Genomic DNA, 25,902 nt, shown 5'->3' on the forward strand with positions numbered 1-25,902 from the left:
AGGCGCTTGCACAGTGCGTAGGACGATCTACCGCAGCCCCGGCAAATAATCAGACAGCTGTGGACTTGCGGCCAGCTAAGGAGCGCATCGCGCCCCGGTATCTCATGCAGAATCATCATCAATCCGGCGCTGTTGCGACGCTTCGCTTGTTCTCCGGCGGCGTGCTGTGTCTCGGTTGTCTTTGCTGGCTTTTCTCCTCAGTCGGTGCGAGCTTCACGACTATCGTTTTCGCTGTATTTGCGAGCTTGCTCGTCTTCTTCTTGGCGATAGCCTTCCAGCTTATTTCAAGCTGTCCAACCAACATCGTCGGTTGTATCTCCCTCGCTCTGTTGTGGCCGTGCTGGTGGAGCGTGCTGACCAGCATTGCGATACGTCAAGTCAACCCTGAGACCGGTGTGGTGCCGCTTCGCTCCGTCGAGACCTGGTATAGCTGCGCGTCGTTCAAGTGGCTCATTGAGTTGGGCCTGGTCGCGTTGCTTGCATGGGTGATAAGACGGGAGGCGCGCCGGCATCTAATCTGGTTCGGGCGGGCCTTTGCCGTTGGGAGAACCGAATCAAGTGCGGCGGGGCACTCACTCGAGTGATGTCGCACTCAAGGGTGCGCATAAAAGGGGGGGGGCACGATGGTCAACCAGACTTTGTCGATAACGAATGACGAGCGCGCTGCGTTGGAGCGCTTGCTGGTGCACGCACAGTCGAAAACCCGGCAAGGCCATGTGGTGGCGGACTTTCTACTCGCCTGGTGGAATCCGGCTCGGTGCGGCAGCTTTGCACCAAGCGCTGCTTGGGAGCTTGATGCCGAAATTGCTGACGATGTCGCGGTCGTATTTGCGCTGGCCGTTCGCTGCCAGTGTTATCCAGATGTCTTCGGCTATGGCCAGCAGTTCGAGCAATTGGTCCAGTGGTGGCGACCGGAACTCGCTTAGCGAGCTATCCCCAAGATGGACATCGGAGTGCCAATTGACTGGGGACAACAAGGCGGTCATGAAGGGCCCGAGTGGTGCCCATAAATCTTGTTAATTAGGGCAATTTAACTTCGACGCATTGCGTTGCCACTGTACGCTTCGACCAATCACAGTTATGCGCCAGTTGGAGAAGCCCTCGGGCGCATACGCAGTTCTGTGGACAGAAGTCATCTATGCTCAGCAATCTTAAAAAAACGCTCCTTTCCACCGCGCTCGCGGTGTTCTCCTTGGCGGTTTCGGTCTGTGGTGCCGCTGATGCGCATGCTCAAGGTAAAGTCCCGGTGGATGCCAATCAGAGCCAACACGCAGGCGTGCGGCTGGAAGAGGTCAACGCACAGCTGCATCGGTTGCAAGCCCAACAAAAGGCCCTGCAGTCGGAGCGGAAGAGGGATCCCGTCGCCTTCTGCTATGCGGATGACAAGGCCTACTCAGAAGGGGCTGCGCTTGACAACAAAGTGTGCTCCCGACAGGCGGCAGACAAACTAGAGGCCAGCCGACGACGGCCCCTCATTTGGCGGTGAGGTATGGATCGGTCGTGCAAGTTTTGAGGCCTAGTCGGGTTCTTCGGTCCGTACGCGCTGCAACATCATGAAGTTGTGCTGTAGGTCATGTCTTGCAGGTGTATGCGCGTCATATCTCCGCTTCATTGTTGTCGTCATGGTGGCGACAACGCTACTCGTAGCATGCGGCAATAGGCGTGAAGTTCGGGAGCAGGACTTACGAGCAGAGTTGTCTCGATATCTTGAGCACGACGGGCGTCTGTGCCTCGGCAGCTATCGTGAATACCCCTTCGATGTACCGGAGAGAGAACTTCGAGTGGGGCGCATGTCGCGAAGCGCGAAGCAGATGGTTGCTCTGGAGGCGATCGGTCTCGTGACAAGCATCAACATGGAACCTGCTTCCACGCAGCAGTCTCGCAACTGGAGTGGCGTCAGGCGCTATTTGCTCACGGACGCAGCTAAACCATTCGTTCGCGAGAGGAAGTACCAGCGGCCGTTTTCCTCTAAGACGGCCAAGGAAGCCGACTTGTGCTGGGGGCGTCAATCGCTGGTCAAGATTGTGCGGTGGGAGGGGCCGATTGCGTTCGGTGGTGATGAGGAGCTGACGGTCTTCTACACCTACAGAATCGATGACTTGGAGGATTGGGCCAGAAGGCCCGAAATCCAAGCCGCCTTTCCTCTGGTAAAGACGGCAATTGACCGGGCAGGTTTGGCGATCTGGCGACACCCAGTCAAGCTCAAAGATCTGGGGTGGCGGCTGTAGGCTCTAACCAACGCACCCTATTTGGTGGGCACCGGCTGACGAGTGGGTTATCTGTTGGTGGCGGTAGCGCTGAGAGTTGACTGACATGGCAAGCAGCGCATCGTGCTCAGATCTTGCCGATCTGGGGCCAGACCACCGAACAACTATTGGTGTCAGCAGCGCTCGCTGCTCTCAGGAGATGCGGACTTAGGCGCCGTGCACCTCGGGCACATGCCAGCGAGCAACGCGGCTTCCTTCATCAGCGCCTCGTGCAGTACGGTGAACACCGCACGGACTCTCGCTACCCTATACAGGTCCGGGTGGACGAGAAGCCACACCTGGGAATAGTAATCCTCCGGCAAAGCCACGACCCTTTCGAGTTCGGGGTGACTGTCGCCGAGGAAACACGGCAATACGCCCAGGCCGAGGCCGCTCACACAGGCAGCCCGTACGCCGATAAATGAACTTAGAACGTACGCGATTCGCTCGGGCGGTTGTATCGTGCCCAATCGGGTTAGCACGCGATGCTGGCTTTGGTCGGTTTCGAGCGCGATCCAGTCGAGGGTGTCCAAGCATGCACCCCGTCGCCCTTCCATATAGCAGCTCGCCGCATAAACAGCGAAAGCCAGGCTCGCAATCATCTTCCCGATCAGGTTTTCGGGAACGCGTTGCGCCGGTCGGATGGCAATGTCGGCCTCGCCTTTGGACAGATCGTGCATCACGTTGGAGCACGTAACCTCCAAGCGGATCTCTGGATAGGTCGCTCGGCAAATTCGCAGAATCGGCGGCAGAAGAGTGTTGGTGAAGCTCTCCGTCGTCGCGATGCGGACGACACCACTGGGCCGGAGATCCTGGCCTGCGACTCGCCTGAGAGTTGCCAGGGCAACATCCTCGATCGCTGCCCCGGCCTTTGCCAACTCCTCGCCGGCGGGCGTCGCTGTGTAGCAACCTCGCTGGCGTTCAAACAGACGTACGCCGAGCTGCGCCTCGATGGCCGTGATTCGCCGAAACGCGGTGGCGTGATTGACGCCCAGGCGTTTCGCGGCTCCCGAGAGCGACCCCGTTTCGTGGATGGCCGCAATCAATCTCAGTATGTTGAGATCGTCGAGTGCTTGCGAATTTGCAAACTGCTCTTGCATGGTTTTGCAATGTATTTGCGGTTGGGCAAATGATACGCTAGTCCCTCACTTGACGCCGTCCAACGGACGCTTTTGGGGGATCCATTTTGAAGACCAGATCGAAGGTCACGATAGCCATTCTGTTCCTGATGTCGGCAGCCCGTGGATGGAGTGCCGAACCGATTTGGGACGGCAACAAGGTGGCAATGGTCGAGGAGCGACTCGCTGACGGTGTCTTTGCTTTCTACTCGAAGGACGCACGGCAACTGAATGCGGCTGGCGGCGCGGCCGCGACCAGTGGTGGGCTGATCGTCGGTACCCGCAGCGCGTTGATGGTGGAGACCATGCTCAACAAGCGCTTGAACGGGCAGGTCCAGGCGCTTGCAAAAAGGGTCACTGATCGGCCGATTGCCTTTGCCGTGAATACGAGTTCGCACGGTGATCACTCGTACGGCAACATGTACATGCCGTCGTCGACCAAAATCATCCAGCACGAACACACCGAGGAATACATCGAGCATCACCTGGAGGACGACAAGTCATTCATGGTGAAGAACTTCGGTGAGGGGCGCGGCATCGAGCAGATCAAGGTGCGGCCTGCTGACATCTTGGTTCCGCCTGGCGGCAAGATTTCGATCGACCTGGGCGGAAAAAAGGTCAACATCATCGATTTCGGATTCGCACAGACCGGCGGTGACTTGTTTGTCTGGGAGCCGCAATCGAAGACCTTGTGGGCTGGCAACGCGGTCGTTGCGCCCAAGCCGGCGCTGCCCTGGCTGCTGGATGGCAAGCTCGTTGAGACGCTGGAAACGCTCAAGCGAGTTCATGCGTTTCTGCCTGCTGACGCGCGCATCATTCCTGGTCACGGCGTTGCGATGACACGGGACGATCTGCAGTGGCATATCGATTACCTATCTGCGGTGCGTAGCCGCGTGCAGGGTGCCATCGACCACGGGCTGACACTTGAGCAGACAGTGCAGCAAGTCACCATGCCCGAATTTGCAGGCTATACGCTCTTTGGGTGGGTTCACTCCGGGCTCAACGTGCCCGCGGCATACAAAGACTTGAGCAAGAAATAAGGCTGGCGCTTGCCACGTCAACGGAAAGAAGCCGATGGGAAAGGGGAGGTTGGAAGCGTTCAGTGATGGCGTCATTGCCATCATCATCACGATCATGGTGTTGGAGATGAAGGTGCCGCACGAGACCAGCGTCGCGGCGCTCCTCCACTTGATGCCGGTCTTTTTGAGCTATGCGCTCAGCTATGTGTTTGTCGGCATCTACTGGAGTAACCATCACCACATGTTGCACGTGTCCCAGCGGGTCAACGGCGCAACACTGTGGGCAAACCTGCACTTCCTGTTTTGGCTATCGCTCGTCCCGCTTGCTACGGGATGGCTCGGTGAGAACTCCCTTCAAGGGTTACCGGTTGCCTTATACGGCGTCGTGCTCCTCATGTGCAGCATTGCCTATGTAGCGCTTGCGCGCACGCTGGTTCGTCTGCATGGCAAGGAATCACCTCTGGCGAAAGCACTTGGTAGAGACATGAAGGGCCATGTTTCGATGGCTCTATATCTTGTCGCTATTGGCTCTGCGTTCATCAGCACATGGTTAGCGCTGGCCCTCTATCTCGGAATCGCTGCCATGTGGCTCGTTCCAGATCGGCGTATCGAAAAAGTCGCCGCTGAATAAAAAAAGAATCCCCGCGAACGAGGGGTATGAATCTGCTTGGGGCGATTGCATTCGCTTTGCCAAGCGGAACGACCGTGTCTAATTGATTTGGCAATAGGGCACGCCGTTGAATTTTGTTAAATGGGTGTTAATTTGTTAGGTTGTTGCTCACAATCTTCTTCAGCAAGAACTAGAAATTGAAGAGCTGGATTAGATATGAAGATTGCCTCATTGGAAGATGATGCAGCGCAAGCGGATTTAATTCGGCTTGTTCTGCAGGCCGACGGTCATAGCTGTGAATCGTTTTCGGAAGGTGCTGCGCTGATGCGCGCGCTTCGCAAGGAGAAATTCGATCTGCTGGTTCTGGATTGGCAACTGCCGGACATTTCCGGCTACGAAGTTGTGAAGTGGGTGCGCCGCAGTGTGGACAAACACGTGCCGATCCTGTTTCTAACCAGTCGATCGCTGGAAGAAGACATCGTCAGCGGTCTGGTGGCCGGAGCTGACGACTACATGATCAAGCCGATTCGCCGTGGCGAGCTGTCGGCTCGCGTGCGGGCACTGCTTCGCCGTGCTAGTTCCAGCCCAGCTGCCGATCCGGTGCTGACGATCGGGAAGTATGTCGTCATGCCGCAGGCGAGGCGCATCTTGCGCGATGGCGTGGAGATCGAACTAACGCACAAGGAAATGGACTTGGCGCTGTTGCTATTTTCTAGCGAGGGCCAGGTTATCTCCCGTGACTACATCATCGAAGCAATCTGGGGTCGCTTTGTTGCGGGGAACTCCAGAACGCTTGATACGCATCTGTCGCGCGTACGTACGAAGCTTGCTTTGGGGCCGGAGAACGGAGTGCGACTCTGGCCCGTATACACACACGGTTATCGGTTGGAACAGCTGCACGAAGAGGCAGTGTAGTAAGACGTAGCGGCCTGCACCGTCTGGTCGTGATGTAACGCTCTGGGGAGCAGAGCGTAAAAAAATAAAAGAAAGATGATCGTCAGAACGATCGGGGAATATTTTGGGGAAACTGATCAGCGCATTCAGGCGCACCACTGTGGGCTGGCAAAGCCTACCGGTTGTGCTCGTCCTTTTGGTGGCGTACTTAGGTCATTTCAACGGCCTAGGTAGGGTCGATTACGCGCTTTACGATGCAGCGCTGTCACTAGACACGCCTAGCGTGCCGAGCGACGTCATCATTGTGGAGATCGACGACAAGAGTCTCCAGCACATCGGCCGTTGGCCATGGCGACGTTCTGTGCATGCCGCGCTCATCGATAAATTGACTGATGCCGGTGCGCGCGCTATCGGGCTGGACGTCATCCTCGTCGACGCAGACGAAAGAAATCCAGCGGACGACAAGCGCCTTGCCGAAGCCATCGAGCGCAGTAAGCGGGTCGTCTTGCCGGTCGTTCCAGAAGCCACGTTTGACGGCGTTGTTGTACGCCGTCCGCTGGAGTCATTCCAGGCCGAGCTTGGGCATATCGACCTTCAGTTGGATACGGATGGCGTTGCTCGAAGTGTCGCGCTGGAGGAGAAGGGCGGCGACAGCAGATGGCCCCATTTCGCTTTGGCAATGTTGCGAGCTGGCGGCGAGGCGCCGGCGCGTTTGCCAGGCCGCTCTCTGGTGCGGCGTGGTTCCGCGGTACCCAATGGCTCTGCACGCCAAGCCGATCACCGTATGCAGGTCCGCTACGCGGGGCCGGCGGGCACATTTCCGTCCGTGTCGTACTTTGACGTGCTACGTGGCGCCGTGCCGCCAGGCCTGTTCCGGGATAAGTACGTCATCGTTGGTGCGACGGCGTCTGGAATGCGGGACATCTACCTGACGCCGTTCTCTTCCGGCAGTGCAGGCATGAGCGGAGTCGAGCTCATCGCCAACGTGTTGAACAACATCCGGCACGACACAGAAATCCGCTTCGTTGGCCCGCTGCTGGCCGCGTTGCTGTCGATCATTCCAGTCGCTTTGCTCTATGCCGGGCTCGTTCTTCTGACACCGCGCGTCGTGCTCCTCTGGCTCGTTGGTCTGGTGGGAATGACCCTTGGCGGAAGCTTCCTGCTTGTGCATGCCTTCCAGATCTGGGTCGCGCCCGCGGCGGCGTTGACAGGGCTTGTCGCGGCCTACCCGCTTTGGGGTTGGTGGCGTCTCGAAGTGGCGCTGCGCTATCTGACCAAAGAGCTGTCTCGGCTCAACACCGAAGACCACGTTTTCCCCGACGGCATTGAGGTGAACTCGGTACACGCGAAGACGGTGACCGACGTCCTCGATCGCCACATGGTAGAGCTGTCTCACGCGATCTTGCGGCTCAAGAACCTGCGTCAATTCCTCACGGACGCGCTCGATAGCTTGCCGGACGCCGCGCTGGTGTGTGATCGCGAGGGCAAGGTGTTGTTTGCCAATCAACCGGCACAGAGGCTCTTTGCGGCGACGCACAGCCGAGAGCAGTCAATGAGGCTTGTTGATGCTTCTCTGCCCGCGCTGCTGGCACACGCGTTTGACACACCGCCTGAACTCCTCGGTCTTTCGACGATATTCGAGCCCGCGAATACCGCTGCCAAAAAAGAGAATGAGAGAGGCGGGGCGAGTGCTGCAACGCCGTTCTCCATGGAGATTGTCGATCGCCTGGAGCGGGACATGCTGCTCAAGGTCGCGCATTTGCGTAGCGCGTCCGGCAGGGTGGCGGCATGGGCCGTCATCATCGTCGATATCTCTGCTGTGCGACAGGCCGAACGTAGGCGCGAAGAGGCGTTCAGATTCGTCTCTCACGATATGCGGCTGCCTCAGACCAGCACGTTGGCGTTGGTAGAGCTACAGCGGCATTCATCGACAGCGATACCGCAGGACCAGTTTCTTGACAGGGTTGCTGGACACGCACGCAAGACGTTGACGCTGGCGGACGACTTCATCCATCTGGCGCGGGCCGAATCCGCAGTGTACGAGCCAGAGATCGTGAGCTTCGCAGAGGTCGTCGCAGACGCCTGCGATGAAATTTGGGCGAGCGCCAACGCGAAGAATATCCAGGTCAAGCGAGACATCCACAGCGAACACGCCTTCGTGGAGGGGGAGCGAACCATGCTCAGCCGCGCAGTGGCCAACTTGCTTAGTAACGCCGTCAAGTTCAGTCCACGAGGAACGACTGTCCGACTCGTTTTGGAGCGAGCGGAAGACAAGTGGAAGCTGTCTGTCAGCGATGAGGGCTGTGGAATTGCTCCTGAAAATCGGACTCGACTTTTCCGGTCTTTCGAGCGCATACGCACGCCGGGCATTCCGGATGAGCCGGGGTGCGGGTTGGGTCTGGTGTTCGTGAAGACTGTGATTGAGCGCCACGGCGGAACGATTTCGGTTTCCAGTGAGCCAGGAGCCGGCAGCACCTTCACGGTGCTTCTGCCTTGTTTGGATGAGGCTCAAGTTGATGCATCGGAGCCCATTGCGGCAGCGCGCCTGTCTACGTGATGGTTGCTACGACGCCGTTCGTTGAGGCGAGGATTCGACGAGTCATACCTGGCATGGGCGTTAAATCTTCTTAACTCCCCCAGGGTGTTCTTGATCTCTCCAAATCGCGTTCCATGATTGGGATGCGAGGTAGGGGAGTTCCGGAAAAGATTGGATGGGCAGTGCGTGTCGCTGCAACTAGGTGGGGGATCAATGATGTTCAAGACAGTGGTGAAGACTCCGTTTGTGCGAATTGGCGCGGCCGAGAAAGTTGGTTTTTCCGGAGGCTATTTTCCGGTCCGGCTTCGCGCGGTAGCGCTAGTGTTTTCGGTCTTGGCGTTGTCTCTTGGCGGGAAGGCGTACGCCAAGCCGGCAGGTGCAGTCGGGAAAGATTTCATCTACATCGTCGAGCCCGGCGACACACTCATCGGCATTGCGCAGACCTATCTGACAAGCTGGGAGCAATGGCGAAGTCTTCAGGCTGAGAACCAGATCAAGGATCCGTTTCACTTGCCGGTTGGTGGTGTCGTACGTATCCCCTTGCGCTGGATTCCTGAAGACCCGGATCGTGCGCGCGTGGTGCAAGTCTCGATGGGCGGGCTGCAAAAGGGGGGCAAGGCCGTCACTGATGGCGCATTCAGCGAAGGGGATGTCCTGGAGACTGGGCCAGCGGGATGGGCCATCCTGGAGCTGGGTGACGGTTCGCGATTGTCTCTGTCGCCCAACTCTCGAGTGCAGTTGGCAAACCTGCGTAGGTTCCGGAACACGGGACTGACGGATTCGGTGATCCACATCGACAAGGGTGCGGTGGAACAGACCGTGGCCCCGCGCGGCAATGGAGTGGGGCGGTTCGAAATTCGGACCCGTTACGTCACCACGGGCGTACGCGGAACGCGTTACCGAGTGGAGACCGATGGCAAGGGCATGCGTGGGGAGGTTTTGGAAGGGACGGTGGACTTCGGGGCGCCTGCAGCCACCGCAACGCTATCGCCGGGTCTTGGCGTTGCCGCTACACCCGATGGAACGTTGTTGTCTCCGAAAAAGCTACTCGCAGCACCCAGCGCGGCTGCGATCAAAGTGACGCAGCTCCCCGGCGGATTCGCCGTTGCATTTGATCCGGTTGGCGGCGCAGCACGCTATCGCATCGATATCCGGCCAGAGCGGGCCGGATCGCAGCAGTGGCGCAGCTTGGTGGTCGACCAGCCGCAAGTGGTGATCGGAGACCTAGCATCAGGCGCCTATACCGTTGGACTGCGTGCGATCGACGAGCAGGGATTCGAAGGTTTCGACTCCACCGTGGCCGTCAACGTGGTTGCACCCCACAACTGGGAGGAGTTTCTCCCGCGTCCTTGAAGCTGTGTCTGGCTCCGATAGCAGCGGGCGTTTGCAAATCGCGCGGCACGAAGGCCTGGGGTGGTGTTGCTCAATGTGCGGGCCACTACCGGAGCTTGATCGGCAACCAACGGCGCGACCTTGAGAGAGGACGCGATTAAATCTTGTTAAGTCTCGGTTAGGGTGACGAGGTAGTTGCTTTTGGCTCCGTTGGCTAGGGAGTTTGCAAAACTTAAATTGCGACGATGGTCCTCTATCAGTGACCATGAATACAGCCGAGCAACGCATAGAACTCGGCACGAGTGCATGAAAATTTGATGGCTGTCGGCATTGTGAAGATCAGCTATCCAATTCCCCATAAAAGCACGGGAAAGACGTTCTGAATGACGAGGTGGCTGCTGCAAGAAAAAATGCAGGAGCGCTTATCAATCAGGCCAATTCCGGTGCAACTATAAAAACGCTCGACTTGGCAGTCTTGCCCCTTTGAGTCTCAACTCAGTGGGCCGATGCCAAACCAATCGAGCGGAAATAGCACAATGATTAAGATTGCCGCGGTACGGGAAATTGCAGCACCACCAGAGCGTATGGAACCGCAACACACCATGCTCCTGGTGGACGACAACATCGGCCGACGCGAGGCGTTGGCGGCGATGCTTGATTCGCTTTGCACGAGTGAGATCGTGCAGGCGGATTCCGTTGTGGCGGCGCTCGCCATCCTGGCGAGGGCGCGTGCGGATGTTGTGCTGTGCGCACCGCGAATCTCAGGGCACGATGCCTTTGATGTTGTCGGCCTGCTCTCTGCCAGCGGCTCACCTCCGTTGTTGGGCTTCATTGGCGAACCCACCGACGGCATGGTGGAGTCCGGCAATCAGTTCGCGCAATCGCTGGGTATGACGACCTTGCCGGCGATCGCTTGCCCTTGGTCATCGGCTGCATTGCGCACGTGGCTTGCCGCGATACCCACGCAACCACACCGACGGGCCACCTCCGAGCCGATCAATGCAGCCAACAAGCTGCGCGATAGCCAGGTCTACATGGCGCTGGAGGGCGGGCAGTTTTGCGCCTTCTTCCAGCCCCAAATCGATGTGGCAAAAAACACGCTTGCCGGGTTTGAACTCTTGGCGAGATGGCATTCCGCGCCCGGTGTCATTCGTGGCCCGGCGTACTTCTTTGACGCACTCGTCCGCGTGGGGGCGGAACGGCAACTGATCGTACGGCTGTTGGAGGATGCTGCCTGGTTGACGCAGCGACTTCGTCAACCGTTTTCGATGTCGTTGAACGTCTCTGCGCGCACGCTGATTGAGTTGGACTTTGTGCCGTTCTTGCAGCGGGCCATCGCCGCTCTGGACATGAAGCCCGAGCAGTTCGTCATCGAAGTGACGGAAAGCGAATCGGTTGCTGAAGAAAGCCTGTGTTTGCTGGCGGCAGCCGGCCATCGGCTGCGGCTCCATGGCTTTGGCCTGTCGATCGACGATTTCGGAACGGGCTATGCCTCCCTCGAGCGGGTGGACATGCTGCCATTGACAGAGCTCAAGGTGGATCGGCGCTTTTTGCTCGGTAGCGAACAACGCCTGCAAACGCGCGCGCTGCTTGAGTCGTGTACCGCTTTGGCGCGGCGCCTCGGTGTCAGGTCCGTCGTAGAGGGTGTTGAGACGGAAGAGGACCGCGAGATAGCGCGCGAAGTCGGTTCCGATTTGGCGCAAGGATATCTGTTTGCTCCGCCGTTATCGGCATCGGCGGCGCTGACCTGGGCTCTGAACTGCGAGCGCGGGCATGTTGCTGTGAGGTGATGCACGTGGCGCGGCCTGGCGCCGGGCATGCGCCTATGGCGTGCACGGTGACTGCGCTAGCCTCGGTTCGCCTCAAATGATCCCCGCTCACTCCATGGAAAAAAGAAAGCCAAGTGTCAACGGGACAGACACTTGGCTTTTAAGGAGAGCCACATGGGAGCGTTTCTCTCCGAGGGGTAGAGCTCAGTTTACGTCGATCTGGATTAATTGGCTTGTTAAATATTAAAAAATAGAAGTCGATATTAAGTTGTTGGTGTAATTGGTTGGCTTGTTAAATCTTCTTAATTAACAATATTTGCATTCATGCCTTGTTCTGTACAGACCATCATTCCAGCGAGAGTGCCTCATCCGACAGGGATGGCATTCGTACGTTGTTTGATGTTCTAGTCGGTAGAGGGATACAAGATGAACAAGGCATATAGAGTTATCTTCAGCAAGATAAAAAATTGCTGGGTGGTGGTGAGTGAGATCACGACAAGTGTTGGAAAGGGCGCCAACGCTAGCGCGACGACCGTTGTGTCAGGCCGTACCGCGTCAACGGGTGCCTTCCCAGCATGGCGGCTGATTTCTCTCGCCACTATGAGCCTGATGGCAACGTTCCATTCAGGTGACGCGTTGGCGGTTTGGGAGGGACTTTGTGTCTCAAATAGCACCGGGGGAACGTGGATTTACGGATCTGCGGGCAGCGCATCGGGGAGCACGGACTGTGCCGCTGCGGTTACGAACGGTGCCACGCCAATTTCTGGGACTTCTGGGTCGAACAACTTCGCCATGCTCGGCGTCGGCGGAACCCAGATGGAAGTCAACGGTGACACGGGGCAGGTTCAATTCCGCGTTGGGGGGACGGCAGGACAGGTGCTGACAATGAGCAACGTCGTCGGCACTGGCGTGTTGCTGTCGGGCGTTGCTCCAGGATCGGTTGTGTCGGGGGGCACCCAAGCGGTTAACGGTGGCCAACTCTTTACGCTGTCGACCTCGGCTTCGACCGGCGTCAGTTCCCTGTCGACGGCGCTGTCGACCACCAATAGCAGCCTGACGAGTCTCTCCACGTCGACGTCGAGCGGGATCAGTACCGCTCAAAGTGGTGTGAACTCGCTGTCGACGTCTCTGTCATCGGCAAATAGCAGTCTCACGTCACTGTCCACGTCTACGTCCACGGGGCTGTCCACTGCCACCAGCAGTCTGACCAGCCTGTCGACTTCCACTTCGACAGCGGTAGGCTCGCTGTCCACAGGTGTGAGCTCGCTGTCGACTGGCGTGAGTTCGTTGTCCACGGGTGTGAGTTCGCTGTCGACGGGGTTGTCGACCACCAACAGCAGCCTGACCAGCCTGTCGACGTCCGCATCGACCGGTATCAGCACCGCACAAAGCGGCGTGAATTCGCTGTCTACTGGACTCTCGACGACCAACAGCCGAGTGACGAGCTTGTCGACGTCGACTTCGACAGGCATCAGTTCGTTGTCCACGGGGTTGAGCAGCACGAACAGCAACCTGACGAACCTCTCCACATCGGCGTCGACCGCGATCACTTCGCTGTCGACAGGCGTGGCGAATTCCGTTCAGTACGATGACCCGAGCCATACGTCTGTGACGTTGGGTGGGGTAGGTGCAACGACCCCGGTCACGCTGACCAACGTGGCCGCCGGCTCGAACCCCACGGATGCGGTGAACTACAGCCAGCTGAGCTCTCTGTCGACCTCCACGTCGACCGGGGTTAGTTCGCTGTCCACCGCGCTTTCAACCACGGATAGCAACGTCAGCAGCCTGTCGACTTCGGCGTCGACTGGCATCAGCTCCCTGTCGACCGGGCTGAGTTCGGCCAACAGCAGCCTGACGAGCCTCTCCACCTCCACGTCGAGCGGGATCAGTACGGCGCAGAGTGGCGTGAACTCGCTGTCGACGTCTCTCGCGTCGACAACCAGCAGCCTCAACTCGTTGTCCACGTCGACGTCCACAGGGCTGTCGACTGCCAGCAGCAGCCTGACCAGCCTGTCGACGTCCACTTCGACTGTCGAAGCTTCGCTGTCCACGGGCGTGAGCTCGCTGTCCACCTCGGCATCGACCGGTATCAGCACTGCACAAAGCGGCGTCGACTCGCTATCGACCGGCTTGTCGACCACCAATAGCAGCCTGACGAGTCTGTCCACGTCCGCCTCGACTGGGATCAGCACGGCGCAAAGCGGCGTCGACTCGCTATCGACCGGTCTGTCGACGACGAACAGCAGCCTGACGAGCCTGTCGACGTCCGCATCCACGGGGATCAGCACGGCACAAAGTGGCGTCGACTCGCTGTCGACGGGGTTGTCGACCACGAACAGCAGTCTGACGAGCCTGTCGACCTCCGCGTCGACTGGCATCAGTACTGCACAAAGTGGTGTCAATTCGCTGTCGACGGGGTTGTCGACGACCAACAGTGCGCTCACGAGTCTGTCGACTTCGGCTTCGACGTCGGCCGATTCGCTGTCCACGGGTCTGTCGACGACGAACAGCAATGTGGCGAGCCTCTCGACTTCCGCATCGACCGGCATCGGGTCGCTGTCTACGGGGCTGTCGACCACCAACAGCAACCTGACAAGCCTGTCCACCACGACTTCGAGCAGCCTCAACTCGTTGTCGACTGCGGTTGCGAATTCGGGTAGCAGCACGACGTCACTTTCGACGGCACTGTCGACCACGAACAGCAATGTGACGAACCTGTCGACCTCCACGTCGACTGCAGTCAATTCGCTGTCGACGGGTGTGGCCAACTCGGTGCAGTACGACAACCCGGGTCACACCTCGGTGACGCTGGGCGGCGTTGGCGCGACGACGCCGGTGACGCTGACCAACGTGGCCGCAGGTGTGAACCCGACCGATGCGGTGAACTATAGCCAGCTGAGCTCGCTGTCGACCGCTACGTCGACTGGTATCAGCTCGCTGTCGACGGCGCTGTCGACCACCGACAGCAACGTGACGAGTCTTTCGACGTCGGCCTCCACGGGTATCAGCACGGCACAAAGTGGCGTCGACTCGCTGTCGACCGGTCTGTCGACGACAAACAGCAATCTGACGAGCCTGTCCACCTCGGCGTCGACTGGCATCAGCACTGCACAAAGTGGCGTCGACTCGCTGTCGACCGGTCTGTCGACCACCAACAGCAATCTGACGAGCCTGTCGACCTCGGCATCGACCGGTATCAGCACGGTACAAAGCGGTGTCGACTCGCTGTCGACGGGGTTGTCGACCACGAACAGTGGCCTGGTGAGCTTGTCGACCTCGGCGTCGACCGGGGTTGCTTCGTTGTCCACGGGGTTGAGCAGCACCAACAGCAGTGTGTCAAGTCTGTCGACCGCGACTTCGAGCAGCCTCAACTCGTTGTCGACTGCGGTTGCGAATTCGGGTAGCAGCACGACGTCACTTTCGACGGCACTGTCGACCACGAACAGCAATGTGACGAACCTGTCGACCTCCACGTCGACTGCAGTCAATTCGCTGTCGACGGGTGTGGCCAACTCGGTGCAGTACGACAACCCGGGTCACACCTCGGTGACGCTGGGCGGCGTTGGCGCGACGACGCCGGTGACGCTGACCAACGTGGCCGCAGGTGTGAACCCGACCGATGCGGTGAACTATAGCCAGCTGAGCTCGCTGTCGACCGCTACGTCGACTGGTATCAGCTCGCTGTCGACGGCGCTGTCGACCACCGACAGCAACGTGACGAGTCTTTCGACGTCGGCCTCCACGGGTATCAGCACGGCACAAAGTGGCGTCAATTCGCTGTCGACCGGCCTGTCGACGACCAACAGTGCGCTCACGAGTCTGTCGACTTCGGCTTCGACGTCGGCCGATTCGCTGTCCACTGGTCTGTCGACGACGAACAGCAATGTGACGAGTCTGTCCACCTCGGCATCGACTGGCATCAGTACCGCACAAAGTGGTGTCAATTCGCTGTCGACTGCCGTATCGACGACCAACAGTAGCCTGACGAGCCTTTCGACCTCGGCGTCGACGGGGATCAGCACGGCGCAGAGCGGCGTCGACTCACTGTCGACCGGTTTGTCGACGACCAACAGTGCACTAACGAGTCTGTCGACTTCGACTTCGATGTCGGTTGATTCGCTGTCCACGGGTCTTTCGACCACGAATAGCAATCTCACGAGCTTGTCGACCTCCGCGTCGTCCGGCATCGGTTCGCTGTCCACCGGGTTGAGCAGCACCAACAGCAACCTGACAAGCCTGTCCACCACGACTTCGAGCAGCCTCAACTCGTTGTCGACCGCGGTTGCGAATTCGGGCAACAGCACGACGTCGCTGTCCACGGCACTGTCGACCACGGATAGCAATGTGGCAAACCTGTCGACTTCCACGTCGACTGCAGTCAATTCGCTGTCGACTGGCGTCGCTAACTCGGTGCAGTACGACAACCCGGGCCACACCTCGGTGACACTGGGTGGCGTGGGCGCGACGACGCCGGTGACGCTGACCAACGTGGCAGCAGGTGCGAATCCGACCGATGCGGTGAACTACAGCCAGCTCAGCTCGCTGTCGACCACCACGTCGACCGGCATCAGCTCGCTGTCGACGGCGCTGTCGACCACCGACAGCAACGTGACGAGCCTCTCGACGTCGGCCTCGACCGGTATCAGCACCGCACAGAGTGGTGTGGATTCCTTGTCGACGGGCCTGTCGACCACGAACAGTGGCCTGGTGAGCTTGTCGACGTCGGCGTCCACGGGCATCAGCTCGCTCTCGACTGGCCTGAGCACGACCAACAGCAGCGTGACGTCGCTGTCCACTGCGCTGTCCACCACCGACAGCAATGTGGCTAGCCTCTCGACTTCCGCATCGACCGGCATCGGGTCGCTGTCCACGGGTCTGTTGACCACGAACAGCAACCTGACGAGTCTGTCCACGGCGACGTCGACTGGCTTCAGCTCGTTGTCGACTGCCGTTGCGAATTCGGGCAACAGCGCGACGTCGCTTTCCACGGCACTGTCCACGACCGATAGCAACTTGGCAAACCTGTCGACCTCCACGTCGACCGGTATCAACTCGCTGTCCACCGCACTGTCGACCACCGACAGCAATGTGACGAGCCTTTCGACCTCCACGTCGACGGGTCTCAGCACGGCGCAAAGCGGCGTGAACTCGCTGTCCACGGCTCTGTCGACGACGGATAGCAATCTGGTGTCGTTGTCGACGTCCGCGTCGACGGGCATCAGCTCGCTGTCCACGGGTCTTTCGACCACGAACAGCACCGTGACCAGTCTGTCGACCTCGACCTCGACCGCGATCAATTCGCTGTCGACGGGCGTGGCGAACGCGGTGCAGTACGACAATGCGGGTCACACGTCAGTAACGCTGGGCGGTGTGGGTGCAACGACCCCGGTTACGTTGACCAACGTGGCAGCGGGTGCCAATCCCACTGACGCAGTGAACTACAGCCAGCTCAGCTCGCTGTCGACCACTACGTCGACTGGTATCAGCTCGCTTTCCACAGCGCTGTCGACCACCGACAGCAACGTGACGAGCCTCTCGACCTCCACGTCGACCGGTCTCAGCACGGCGCAAAGCGGTGTCAATTCGTTGTTGACCGCCGTATCGACCACCAACAGCAGCTTGACGAGCCTGTCGACGTCCGCGTCGACTGGGATCAGCACCGCGCAGAGTGGTGTGACGTCGCTGTCAACGGGGCTTTCGACCACGAACAGCAACCTGACGAGCCTGTCCACGGCGACTTCGACTGGCTTCAGCTCGTTGTCGACTGCGGTTGCGAACTCGGGCAACAGCACGGCGTCGCTTTCCACAGCCCTGTCGACCACGGATAGCAATGTGGCGTCGCTCTCGACCTCGGCTTCGACGGGCGTGAGCTCGCTGTCGACGGCACTGTCGACGACCGACAGCAATGTGGCTAGCCTCTCGACATCCGCATCGACCGGCATCGGGTCGCTGTCCACGGGGCTTTCGACCACCAACAGCAACCTGACGAGTCTGTCCACGGCGACGTCGACCGCGATCAACTCGCTGTCGACCGGCGTGGCCAATTCCGTCCAGTACGACAACGCCGCTCACACGTCGGTGACGCTGGGTGGGGTGGGCGCTACCACGCCGGTCACGCTGACCAACGTGGCGGCGGGCGTAAACCCGACCGATGCTGTGAACTACAGCCAGCTCAGCTCGCTGTCGACCACCACGTCGACCGGTGTGACCTCGCTGTCGACGGCACTGTCGACCACGGATAGCAATGTGGCCAGCCTCTCGACGAGTGCATCGACCGGCATTGGTTCGCTGTCGACCGCGGTGTCGACGACGAATAGCAATGTGGCCTCGTTGTCCACCTCGGCCTCGACGGGTATCAGCTCGCTCTCGACGGGTCTGAGCACGACCAACAGCAACGTGACGTCGCTGTCCACGGGTCTGTCGACCACCAATAGCAACGTGGCGTCGCTGTCGACCTCGGCATCGACCGGGATTAGCTCGCTGTCGACTGGGTTGAGTACGACAAACAGCACGGTGACGAGCTTGTCGACTTCCACGTCGACCGGCATCAGCACGGCACAAAGCGGCGTCAACTCGCTGTCCACGGGTCTGTCGACCACCAACAGCAATGTGGTGAGCTTGTCGACTTCCACGTCGACGGCTGTTGCATCACTCTCGACTGGTCTGTCGACGACAAACAGCAACCTGACGAGTCTGTCGACGTCGGCTTCGACGGGCATCAGCTCGCTGTCCACGGGGCTGTCGACCGTGAACAGCAATCTGGTCTCGTTGTCGACGTCCGCGTCGACGGGCATCAGCTCGCTGTCCACGGGGCTGTCGACCACCAACAGCAACCTGACGAGCCTGTCGACCTCCACGTCAACCGCGATCAACTCGCTGTCGACCGGTGTGGCGAACGCCGTGCAGTACGACAATCCGGGTCACACGTCGGTGACGCTGGGTGGGGCGGGCGCTACCACGCCGGTCACGCTGACCAACGTGGCTGCCGGCGCGACCCCGACGGACGCCGTGAACTACAGCCAACTGAGCTCGCTCTCGACCTCGACGTCGACCGCAGTCGGTTCGCTGTCGACTGGCATCAGCTCGCTGTCCACGGGTCTGTCGACCACGAACAGCAATCTGACAAGTCTGTCGACTTCGACCTCGACTGGCATCCGCTCGCTGTCCACGGGTCTGTCGACCACCAATAGCAACCTGACGAGTCTGTCGACATCGACGTCGACTGGCATCAGCTCGCTGTCGACGGGTCTGTCGACGACCAACAGCAACCTGACGAGTCTGTCGACATCGACTTCGACTGGCATCAGTTCGCTGTCCACGGGTCTGAGCACGACCAACAGCACCGTTTCCGTCATCTCGTCGGCGATGAACTCGTGGACGTCCGCGTCCCAGGCAGCGCAGTCCGGCGGTGGTGGTGTTGGCGTGACCCTGATCGGTGGTGTGGATCCGGCGACTGGCAACGCGCAGACACAAGGGCCTTCCGGCACGAACGTCAGCACCGTCAATCCGTCGACTTGCAGCTCGATTGGTGGTGTTGACTCCACCGGTACGGGCTTGTGCTCGGCTGCCACGCAAAACGGTGCAACGGCCTACGGCTCCAACTCAAGGGCCACGGCAGAGAACACCACGGCAGTCGGCTTCCGCGCTGTTGCCTCGCAGATGGGTGCAGTTGCCATCGGCTACAACGCGCAGGCAACCGGCGATCCGACGGTGGCTGTTGGCTACAACTCGTTGGCTGCAGGTAACAACTCCGTTGCGTTGGGTGCGGGTGCTACGGCAACCGGAAACAACGCGGTGGCGTTGGGTGCCGGGTCCATTGCGAATCAGGACAACACCGTCTCGGTGGGTTCTGTGGGCAATGAGCGCCGCATCACGAACGTGGCGGCTGGTGTGAACCCGACCGACGCTGTCAACGTTTCGCAGCTGCAGTCGGTGCAGCAGAACGTCAACAACGTTGCGCGGGCTGCTTACTCCGGTGTCGCCATGGCGGGGGCGCTTGCAGGTTTGCCGCAAGTTGAACCTGGCAAGACGTTCCAGCTGGGGGCGGGTGTCGGCACCTATGGTGGCTACACGGCTCTGGCAATCGGCGGAAGCGCACGGGTGAACACGAACACCATCGTGAAGATTGGTGCCAGTGCCACCACCGGTAACCGGGTATTGGTCAACGCTGGTGTGGGCTATTCCTGGTAATTGAATCGTTAGGTGCTATCCCCCCGGTAAGCACCATTGGTTGGGTCCTGCGCTCACGCGCAGGATCCTTTTTTTGCACGGTGAACAACAAATGCGTATAGGAATCTCCGTCATCACCCATGAGGGCCAGAACATCTGGCAAAACGGTCTCGGTCAGAACGTGATCTTTCTGGCTGAACTCTTCCAGCAGCTACCTTTCGTTAGCGGCGTTGTCCTCATCGATGTCGGGAACCAGCGCGCGATGCCGCCGCAGGTCACCCTGACGGCAAAGAATTTGCGGTTGATGACTGCACGCGAGGCTAGCGACGAGGTTGACGTCATCATCGAGATGGCCGGAGCGCTCGATGGGGAGTGGCTCGATCTGATGCGCGCGCGCGGGAAGAAGGTGGTCTATCACTGCTGCGGTCAGCCATATGTCGGTTTGGCTGAGCCGGCAATTTTCAACAAGCCGAGTTTCGCGTCACGCTACGACCGCTGTGACGAGGTTTGGCTGCTGCCCAAGGATGCGGGCCTGGCGCCCATGATGCGCACGCTGCATCGTTGTGCGGTACATGAGGTGCCGTACATCTGGCACCCGCGGTTCTTGGGGCAGCGCATGCGTGAAGTCGAGGCTCACGGACTGCGCTACGGCTATTCGGGCAATGGCGATGGCCTGCGCGTAGCCATGTTTGAGCCCAACATTTCGGTGGTCAAGACGTCGAGCATTCCGATGCTGGTCTGCGATGAGGCCTACCGTTCCAACCAGCAAGCCATTCGGGCAATGCATGTGTTGAACACGCTTCATCTAAAAGACCATCCCACCATGCTGTATCTGGCTAACTCATTGGATCTGGTGCGCCAGCACAAGGCGACATTCCATGGCCGGCACGACATCGTGGGGTTCATGGCGCAGCACGCAGATGCGGTCATTTCGCATCAGTGGGGAAATGACCAGAACTACAGCTACATGGATACGCTCTACGGCGACTATCCTCTGATCCACAACTCGCCGTGGCTGCAATCATTCGGTGCTGGGTACTACTACCCGGGCTTCGAGGCGAAGGAAGGTGCAGCGCAATTGCTGCATGCCGCATCCACACACCATCTTGGGCTCAGTGACTATCGCGCCAAGTCGCGGGCGGTGTTTGATGCCGTGAACCCTTTCAAGCCCGTCAATATGGCGGCGTACGCGGAGCGCCTGCAACAGCTTTGCGCACATACCGACTTTGCTGGAACGTCCGGACGCTGATGAACATGCAAACCTCCACCCGTAACACTCCCGAAAAACTGCGCGTTGGCGTTTCGATTTACGTTCGTAAAGGTCAGCAGTCGCTATGGGAAAACGGCATCTACCAGAACTGCATTTTTTTGGTCATGCTGCTTATGCGCTCGCCGATTGTCAGCGAGACCTACTTGGTCGCTGGGGGCGGCGACGGTAAGCCCGAAGATGCAGGAGCCTTCCTCGCGGATTCGCCTGTACCCCTGATCGACATGGAGACGGCAGCGTCCACCCTCGACGTCATGATCGAGATGAGCGCACAGCTAAACCGCGACTGGGTCATCGCATTTCGTGAGCGCGGTGGAAAGGTTGTCTCGATGCGAGTCGGTAACGACTATGTCATCGACATTGAGCGGATGATCTTCGGTAAGCCGAACGGGTTGCTGGTTTCGGGCGCGCCGTACCACGAAGTGTGGACGCTTCCCGAGTACGAGACGACATGCATGCCGTATTACGGCAGCGCATTTCGCAGCCCGGTGCGGCTGATGCCACACCTGTGGAGCCCGATCGTCCTGGAAAAAGAGGCTGCCAGGTTGCCGGAAGGGCGGCGCTTCGGCTATGAGCCTGGTCGCCGGCGTTGGCGTGTGGGCATTTTCGAGCCGAACATTTGCATGGTGAAGACGAGCTTCATTCCGCTCCTTTGCTGTGAGGCAGCACACCGAGCCAATCCGGATCTGCTCGAGCGTGTGTGGGCCTACAACACGTTCCACTTGAAGGAGCACGTCACCTTCAACAACTTCGCGCGCAGCCTGGATATTGTCAAGCATGGGCTGTCTTCGTTTGAGGGACGCTTTCCGTTCTACCAGGTTGTTTCTGCCGATGTCGATGCCGTCATGTGCCATCACTGGGAGAACGGCCAGAACTACGTCTACTACGAGGCGCTGTACGGCGGCTATCCGCTGATCCACAACTCCCACCTCATTGGCGACTGCGGTTATCGCTACCACGACTTCGACTGCGAGGAGGGCGGGCAGGCTTTGCTGCGGGCCTTTGCTGAGCACGATGCCAACCTGGTGGCATATCGCGACACGGCCAAGGCATTCCTGCACACCCTCGATCCGGAAAGCGAAATCAACGTCCGCATCTATACCGATGCGCTCCGCGCACTGTATTCGCAGCAATAAGGTCGCACCCATGAAGCGTGTATCAATCCTGACGCAGCTGATGGCCCTGGTATGGATGCTGGCGGCGCAGCAAGCGCTTGCTCAAGGCGTGTTGGCACCACCCACCCGCGGGCAGGCAAATACGCTGGCGCTTGCGGCTGCAAGTGCCGGTATCAAGCAATGCCTGAACGCAATGAGTTCTCTTTCAGCGTTGGGAATTCAAGGCACGAACAACAATGATGTTCTGCTCGACTGGGACCGCAAGCGTGCAGGGGGAGCAAGCTCGGCGTTTTCGTTGATTGGCCTTGATTACCAGGATTCGGGTGCGGCCATGTCGGTGAGCGCCGTACCAGAATCGGACGGATCGTGCTCCGTTCTCGCCGAGCGGATCTCCGTGGCGCCTTTCGCATGTGCGACGGTAGCCCGGCAGGAGCTTGCTGGCTACCACGCGACCCAATTGCTTGCCCATATGACGGTGTACACCGAGGCCAAGGATCCGGGTTCCTCCGTGTCGCTCATCGATGCGCCCCCGGGTTGCATGGTCATTCGTCGATATGTGAAGTTCTCCACAAAATCACAGACCACGGGGAAATGAGATGAAGCGTGATCAAAGTCAGCAGAGCGTTCGCATGAGCCGGTCACGGCTCGGGACGAACGTCACTCAGGAGCAGGAGGGCTTGGCATGAGCGGCGTACGAATCGGCATCACCATCGGCCTTCATCATCCTGCCGAAACGCTCTGGAACAACGGTATCAAGCAGAACGCGGTTTATCTGGCGGAGGCACTGCGGAACTGTCCGAATGTGCAGAGCGCGGTCTTGGTCAACACAACGGCAATCCCCATCACTGACGCGCTGCCCTGGGATCTGGAGCGCTGGCCGACGGTCGGCTTTGAACAGGCCAAGGACCAGCTCGACGTGTTGATCGAACTGGGTGGGCAGATCAGTCAAGTACAAACTGCCTATCTGAAAGAGCGCGGCACTCGCCTTGTCTCGTACTGCTGCGGTTTCGAGTATGTGCACGCGATGGAATCTGTGCTGTTCGGCAAGCCCGCGTGGGGAGAAAACTTGTTCGTCAATCAGCGCTACGACGACATCTGGCTTATCCCGCAGGTGGCGAACATCAGTCAGCCCTATTTTGAGGTGCTACGGCGTCAGCGCGGCCGCGTCATCCCCTTTGTCTGGAGCCCAGTGTTCCTTGAAGAGCGGACAAAGACACTGCCCAATGGTGGGGAGTATCGGCTTCGTTCACGGCCGCGGTTGCTCAGCGTGATGGAGCCCAATATCAATGTCGTCAAGTTTTGTCTCTATCCGGCAATGATCGCAGAGTTGGCGTACCGGAAGCGCCCCGACGCCATTGCGCTGCTGCAGGTGACGAACGCGGAACAGATCGCACGCAATAGCAAGGAATTCATCGCGCTGATGAACCAACTCGACATCGTGCGCGACCATAAGGCGGTATTCCTTGGTCGGCACGAAACACCGGTTTTCCTCGCCGAGCAGACAGACATTGTGATTTCCCATCAGTGGGAAAACCCGCTCAACTACTTCTATCTCGAAGTATGTTGGCAGGGCTACCCGCTGGTCCACAACGCGACGCTATGTCCGGACCTCGGGTACTTCTATCACGGGAATGACGTGGAGGAGGGCGCGCGTCGCGTTATTGAGGTGCTCGATACGCACGACGCTCATGCCTCCCACTATCGAGAGCGTCAACGCAGCTTGATCGCTCGCCATCTGCCGGATAACGGGCAACTTGTGCGTACCTATACCGCGCTGGTGGAAGACCTGCTGCGGCGACCCGTGCGGTAAGTCGCAAGATCAAGAGAAGGAAAGATTGGTGATCGCGCCAGGGTGAAGAAGGGCCTGGTGCTGGTTTTGCTGAATCGAATTTGCACAATTTGAATTGTGAATTTAAAGACGGATCGGTGACCATTGTATTGAGCATAGAGTTTATTGGTCTTTCTAACGAAAGACTTTGTGCGAAATATCTCTAGTCGTGCGGCTCAGTTAAATCTGTCCGCTATTCCTTCTCTTTGAGTAATGAATTTATCTTCCGATTCGCGCCTTTGTGTCCTGAGGAAAAAGGGCCTGGCGGTTTCCATCGCCACTTTGGTTTCCGCCATCTGGGGCAATGCGGCATATGCTCAGCAAGTAGCCGCGAACAATACGTCCGCCTTTGCTGCGCCAAGTGCAACCGGCGCAGACTCCCTAGCTGTAGGTTACGGGACAAACGCGAGTGGTTCCCAGTCGTTTGCCGCAGGTACGTCCGCATGGGCAACCGATACCAACTCCACAGCACTCGGCACATCGAGCACGGCATCCGCGTTGAATTCGACGGCTGTCGGCGCGGGTAGTGGTGCTACCAACACCGCCGCTACAGCGGTCGGCATGAACGCTGCTGCAACAGGATTTGGCTCCAGTGCCCTTGGTCAGGCCAGTACCGCAAGCAATGGCTTTGCCACCGCGGTGGGCCAGTTCAGCACGGCGTCTGGTGCAGGCAGTATTGGTATTGGTACATCGAGTGTTGCATCCGGAACGGGGGCCGTAGCAAATGGCTTTGGTAGCACGGCGTCCGGTGCGGGCGCGGCCGCGCTCGGGATTGGGTCAACAGCTTCGCAGACCAACAGTACGGCCATTGGTGCGCGAGCCTCCGCGTCTGCTGCCAATAGTGTTGCGATCGGCGCGGATTCCACAACGTCCGTAGGGGCCCAGACCAACTACGTTGCGCCTGGCTTGACTGCCGCGCAGAGCTCGGTCGGAGAGGTTTCTGTTGGTTCCGCGGGAAACGATCGGAAGGTCACCAATGTTGCCGCAGGCAGTTCGACTACTGACGCAGTGAACGTAGGCCAGTTGACCGGTATGGCTGCACAGACGCTGTCCAGCGCGACGTCCTATACCGACAACCGGATTGTGGTCAACAATACCTCGGGAGCACCCGCGCCGACGGCCTCGGGCAATAACTCCGTCGCAATCGGTCCGGGATCGCTGGCAAACCGAGACAATTCCGTTTCCGTTGGCGCCGTCGGTGCGGAACGCCAAATTGCGAACGTTGCTGCTGGTACAGCAAATACGGATGCAGTCAATGTGGGTCAGTTGAAGGGAACGGCTGCGCAGACGCTTTCCGGCGCGAATTCCTATACCGACAACAGGATTGCGATCAACAATACTGCAGGTGCTTCCTCACCGACGGCCTCAGGTAGCAACGCCGTCGCTGTCGGTCCGGGCTCGGTGGCAAGCCGAGACAATTCCGTGTCGGTAGGCATCGCCGGTGCTGAGCGTCAAATCACGAACGTTGCTGCTGGTACGGCAGGTACGGATGCCGTCAACGTGTCGCAATTGAACGCTGCGTCGCAGGCAAGCGTTCAACAGGCTCGCGACTACACCGACCAAGCTGTTTCCCACGCGCGCAGGGACGCTGCTGGCGGTTCTGCCGCTGCGCTGGCGGTGGCCGGCCTGGGCCAGGCATTCCTTCCGGGGCATGCAGCAATTTCAGCCGGCTTGGGCACGTATCGCGGTCAAAGCGCCATCGCAGCCGGCGGTTCGTATGTCACGCAAGACAGCCGCTGGATCCTCAAGGGCGCGGCAACGGCCGATACACGCGGCGGTTATGGCGGCTCAGTGAGCGCCACCCATCAGTTCTAACGAGGCATAGGCGAGCGTGCAGACGCTCGCTGTCTCCGCCTTTCTCAAACGCGGAAAGTAGAGGGCTGCTGCCTTCCAATCCCCGCGGGGCGGTGTGTCGCAATGGGCAAGCATCGGGGGACCAGAGTCGTTAGGGAAGTGAGGCGGTTCCCAAGTCGTCCCGCTGCCAGACTTCACCTGAGAC

The 25,902-nt window shown here is 59.3% G+C and carries 17 protein-coding genes and 1 pseudogene; 17 read left to right on the plus strand and 1 reads right to left on the minus strand.

Annotation, left to right across the window (positions count from 1 at the left end; translation table 11 throughout):
- The first annotated feature begins 104 nt into the window (after positions 1-104).
- From ACS7SF_RS17125 to ACS7SF_RS17140, 4 genes are all read left to right on the plus strand, one after another.
- Positions 105-584, plus strand: a complete 480-nt coding sequence (locus tag ACS7SF_RS17125; RefSeq protein ID WP_439890860.1) for a hypothetical protein — start codon at positions 105-107, stop codon at positions 582-584.
- Positions 585-623: 39 nt separating this feature from the next.
- Positions 624-926, plus strand: coding sequence for a DUF7673 family protein (locus ACS7SF_RS17130; RefSeq protein ID WP_439890861.1), 303 nt, complete (start codon positions 624-626; stop codon positions 924-926).
- Positions 927-1,138: 212 nt separating this feature from the next.
- Positions 1,139-1,486 carry a hypothetical protein gene (locus tag ACS7SF_RS17135; protein ID WP_439890862.1) on the plus strand — a complete coding sequence of 116 codons (348 nt, stop codon included), beginning with the start codon at positions 1,139-1,141 and terminating at the stop codon, positions 1,484-1,486.
- Positions 1,487-1,694: 208 nt separating this feature from the next.
- Positions 1,695-2,228, plus strand: a complete 534-nt coding sequence (locus ACS7SF_RS17140) for a hypothetical protein (protein WP_439890863.1) — start codon at positions 1,695-1,697, stop codon at positions 2,226-2,228.
- A gap of 152 nt (positions 2,229-2,380) precedes the next feature.
- Here the strand turns inward: ACS7SF_RS17140 and ACS7SF_RS17145 are convergent, their stop codons facing one another.
- Entirely contained in the window at positions 2,381-3,346 is a 966-nt protein-coding gene (locus tag ACS7SF_RS17145; protein ID WP_439890864.1) for a LysR family transcriptional regulator, read from the minus strand.
- Positions 3,347-3,531: 185 nt separating this feature from the next.
- Here ACS7SF_RS17145 and ACS7SF_RS17150 point away from each other — a divergent pair, with 185 nt between their 5' ends.
- The 13 genes and pseudogenes from ACS7SF_RS17150 (at position 3,532) to ACS7SF_RS17210 (ending at position 25,718) form a co-directional block, all read left to right on the plus strand.
- Positions 3,532-4,404, plus strand: a complete 873-nt coding sequence (locus ACS7SF_RS17150; protein WP_439892790.1) for an MBL fold metallo-hydrolase — start codon at positions 3,532-3,534, stop codon at positions 4,402-4,404.
- 34 nt (positions 4,405-4,438) lie between these two features.
- Positions 4,439-5,014, plus strand: a complete 576-nt coding sequence (locus ACS7SF_RS17155; RefSeq protein WP_439890865.1) for a TMEM175 family protein — start codon at positions 4,439-4,441, stop codon at positions 5,012-5,014.
- Between the two features lie 195 nt (positions 5,015-5,209).
- Positions 5,210-5,908: a response regulator transcription factor gene (locus ACS7SF_RS17160; protein ID WP_439890866.1), complete on the plus strand. Its 699-nt coding sequence runs from the start codon at positions 5,210-5,212 to the stop codon at positions 5,906-5,908.
- Positions 5,909-6,011: 103 nt separating this feature from the next.
- A complete protein-coding gene (locus ACS7SF_RS17165; RefSeq protein ID WP_439890867.1) occupies positions 6,012-8,444 on the plus strand; it encodes a CHASE2 domain-containing protein in 2,433 nt (810 codons plus the stop codon).
- Between the two features lie 192 nt (positions 8,445-8,636).
- Positions 8,637-9,776, plus strand: coding sequence for a FecR domain-containing protein (locus ACS7SF_RS17170; RefSeq protein WP_439890868.1), 1,140 nt, complete (start codon positions 8,637-8,639; stop codon positions 9,774-9,776).
- A gap of 515 nt (positions 9,777-10,291) precedes the next feature.
- Positions 10,292-11,545, plus strand: coding sequence for an EAL domain-containing protein (locus ACS7SF_RS17175; protein WP_439890869.1), 1,254 nt, complete (start codon positions 10,292-10,294; stop codon positions 11,543-11,545).
- A 405-nt stretch (positions 11,546-11,950) separates the two neighbouring features.
- Positions 11,951-12,034 (plus strand): annotated as a pseudogene (locus tag ACS7SF_RS17180) (ESPR domain-containing protein); the annotation flags it as partial.
- Positions 12,035-12,409: 375 nt separating this feature from the next.
- Entirely contained in the window at positions 12,410-19,714 is a 7,305-nt protein-coding gene (locus ACS7SF_RS17185) for a YadA-like family protein (protein ID WP_439892791.1), read from the plus strand.
- Between the two features lie 91 nt (positions 19,715-19,805).
- Positions 19,806-20,942, plus strand: coding sequence for a DUF2827 domain-containing protein (locus ACS7SF_RS17190; protein ID WP_439890870.1), 1,137 nt, complete (start codon positions 19,806-19,808; stop codon positions 20,940-20,942).
- Positions 20,942-22,096, plus strand: a complete 1,155-nt coding sequence (locus ACS7SF_RS17195) for a DUF2827 domain-containing protein (protein WP_439890871.1) — start codon at positions 20,942-20,944, stop codon at positions 22,094-22,096. The genes ACS7SF_RS17190 and ACS7SF_RS17195 overlap by 1 nt, the downstream gene beginning before the upstream one ends.
- A gap of 10 nt (positions 22,097-22,106) precedes the next feature.
- Entirely contained in the window at positions 22,107-22,670 is a 564-nt protein-coding gene (locus ACS7SF_RS17200; protein ID WP_439890872.1) for a hypothetical protein, read from the plus strand.
- 87 nt (positions 22,671-22,757) lie between these two features.
- Positions 22,758-23,885 carry a DUF2827 domain-containing protein gene (locus ACS7SF_RS17205; RefSeq protein WP_439890873.1) on the plus strand — a complete coding sequence of 376 codons (1,128 nt, stop codon included), beginning with the start codon at positions 22,758-22,760 and terminating at the stop codon, positions 23,883-23,885.
- Between the two features lie 231 nt (positions 23,886-24,116).
- Positions 24,117-25,718 carry a YadA family autotransporter adhesin gene (locus ACS7SF_RS17210; protein WP_439890874.1) on the plus strand — a complete coding sequence of 534 codons (1,602 nt, stop codon included), beginning with the start codon at positions 24,117-24,119 and terminating at the stop codon, positions 25,716-25,718.
- Positions 25,719-25,902: the final 184 nt, after the last annotated feature.

The sequence above is a fragment of the Ralstonia sp. 25C genome (assembly GCF_051904805.1).
Taxonomy (GTDB): domain Bacteria; phylum Pseudomonadota; class Gammaproteobacteria; order Burkholderiales; family Burkholderiaceae; genus Ralstonia.

Excerpts from the sequence above, each read along its gene's own strand:
- ACS7SF_RS17135 (WP_439890862.1), top strand. The coding sequence starts at position 1,139 with ATGCTCAGCAATCTTAAAAAAACGCTCCTTTCCACCGCGCTCGCGGTG.
- ACS7SF_RS17190 (WP_439890870.1), top strand. The coding sequence starts at position 19,806 with ATGCGTATAGGAATCTCCGTCATCACCCATGAGGGCCAGAACATCTGG.
- ACS7SF_RS17155 (WP_439890865.1), top strand. The coding sequence starts at position 4,439 with ATGGGAAAGGGGAGGTTGGAAGCGTTCAGTGATGGCGTCATTGCCATC.
- ACS7SF_RS17210 (WP_439890874.1), top strand. The coding sequence starts at position 24,117 with ATGAATTTATCTTCCGATTCGCGCCTTTGTGTCCTGAGGAAAAAGGGC.
- ACS7SF_RS17145 (WP_439890864.1), bottom strand. The coding sequence starts at position 3,346 with ATGCAAGAGCAGTTTGCAAATTCGCAAGCACTCGACGATCTCAACATA.
- ACS7SF_RS17170 (WP_439890868.1), top strand. The coding sequence starts at position 8,637 with ATGATGTTCAAGACAGTGGTGAAGACTCCGTTTGTGCGAATTGGCGCG.
- ACS7SF_RS17185 (WP_439892791.1), top strand. The coding sequence starts at position 12,410 with ATGAGCAACGTCGTCGGCACTGGCGTGTTGCTGTCGGGCGTTGCTCCA.
- ACS7SF_RS17125 (WP_439890860.1), top strand. The coding sequence starts at position 105 with ATGCAGAATCATCATCAATCCGGCGCTGTTGCGACGCTTCGCTTGTTC.
- ACS7SF_RS17130 (WP_439890861.1), top strand. The coding sequence starts at position 624 with ATGGTCAACCAGACTTTGTCGATAACGAATGACGAGCGCGCTGCGTTG.
- ACS7SF_RS17200 (WP_439890872.1), top strand. The coding sequence starts at position 22,107 with ATGAAGCGTGTATCAATCCTGACGCAGCTGATGGCCCTGGTATGGATG.
- ACS7SF_RS17195 (WP_439890871.1), top strand. The coding sequence starts at position 20,942 with ATGAACATGCAAACCTCCACCCGTAACACTCCCGAAAAACTGCGCGTT.
- ACS7SF_RS17160 (WP_439890866.1), top strand. The coding sequence starts at position 5,210 with ATGAAGATTGCCTCATTGGAAGATGATGCAGCGCAAGCGGATTTAATT.
- ACS7SF_RS17150 (WP_439892790.1), top strand. The coding sequence starts at position 3,532 with ATGGTCGAGGAGCGACTCGCTGACGGTGTCTTTGCTTTCTACTCGAAG.
- ACS7SF_RS17205 (WP_439890873.1), top strand. The coding sequence starts at position 22,758 with ATGAGCGGCGTACGAATCGGCATCACCATCGGCCTTCATCATCCTGCC.
- ACS7SF_RS17175 (WP_439890869.1), top strand. The coding sequence starts at position 10,292 with ATGATTAAGATTGCCGCGGTACGGGAAATTGCAGCACCACCAGAGCGT.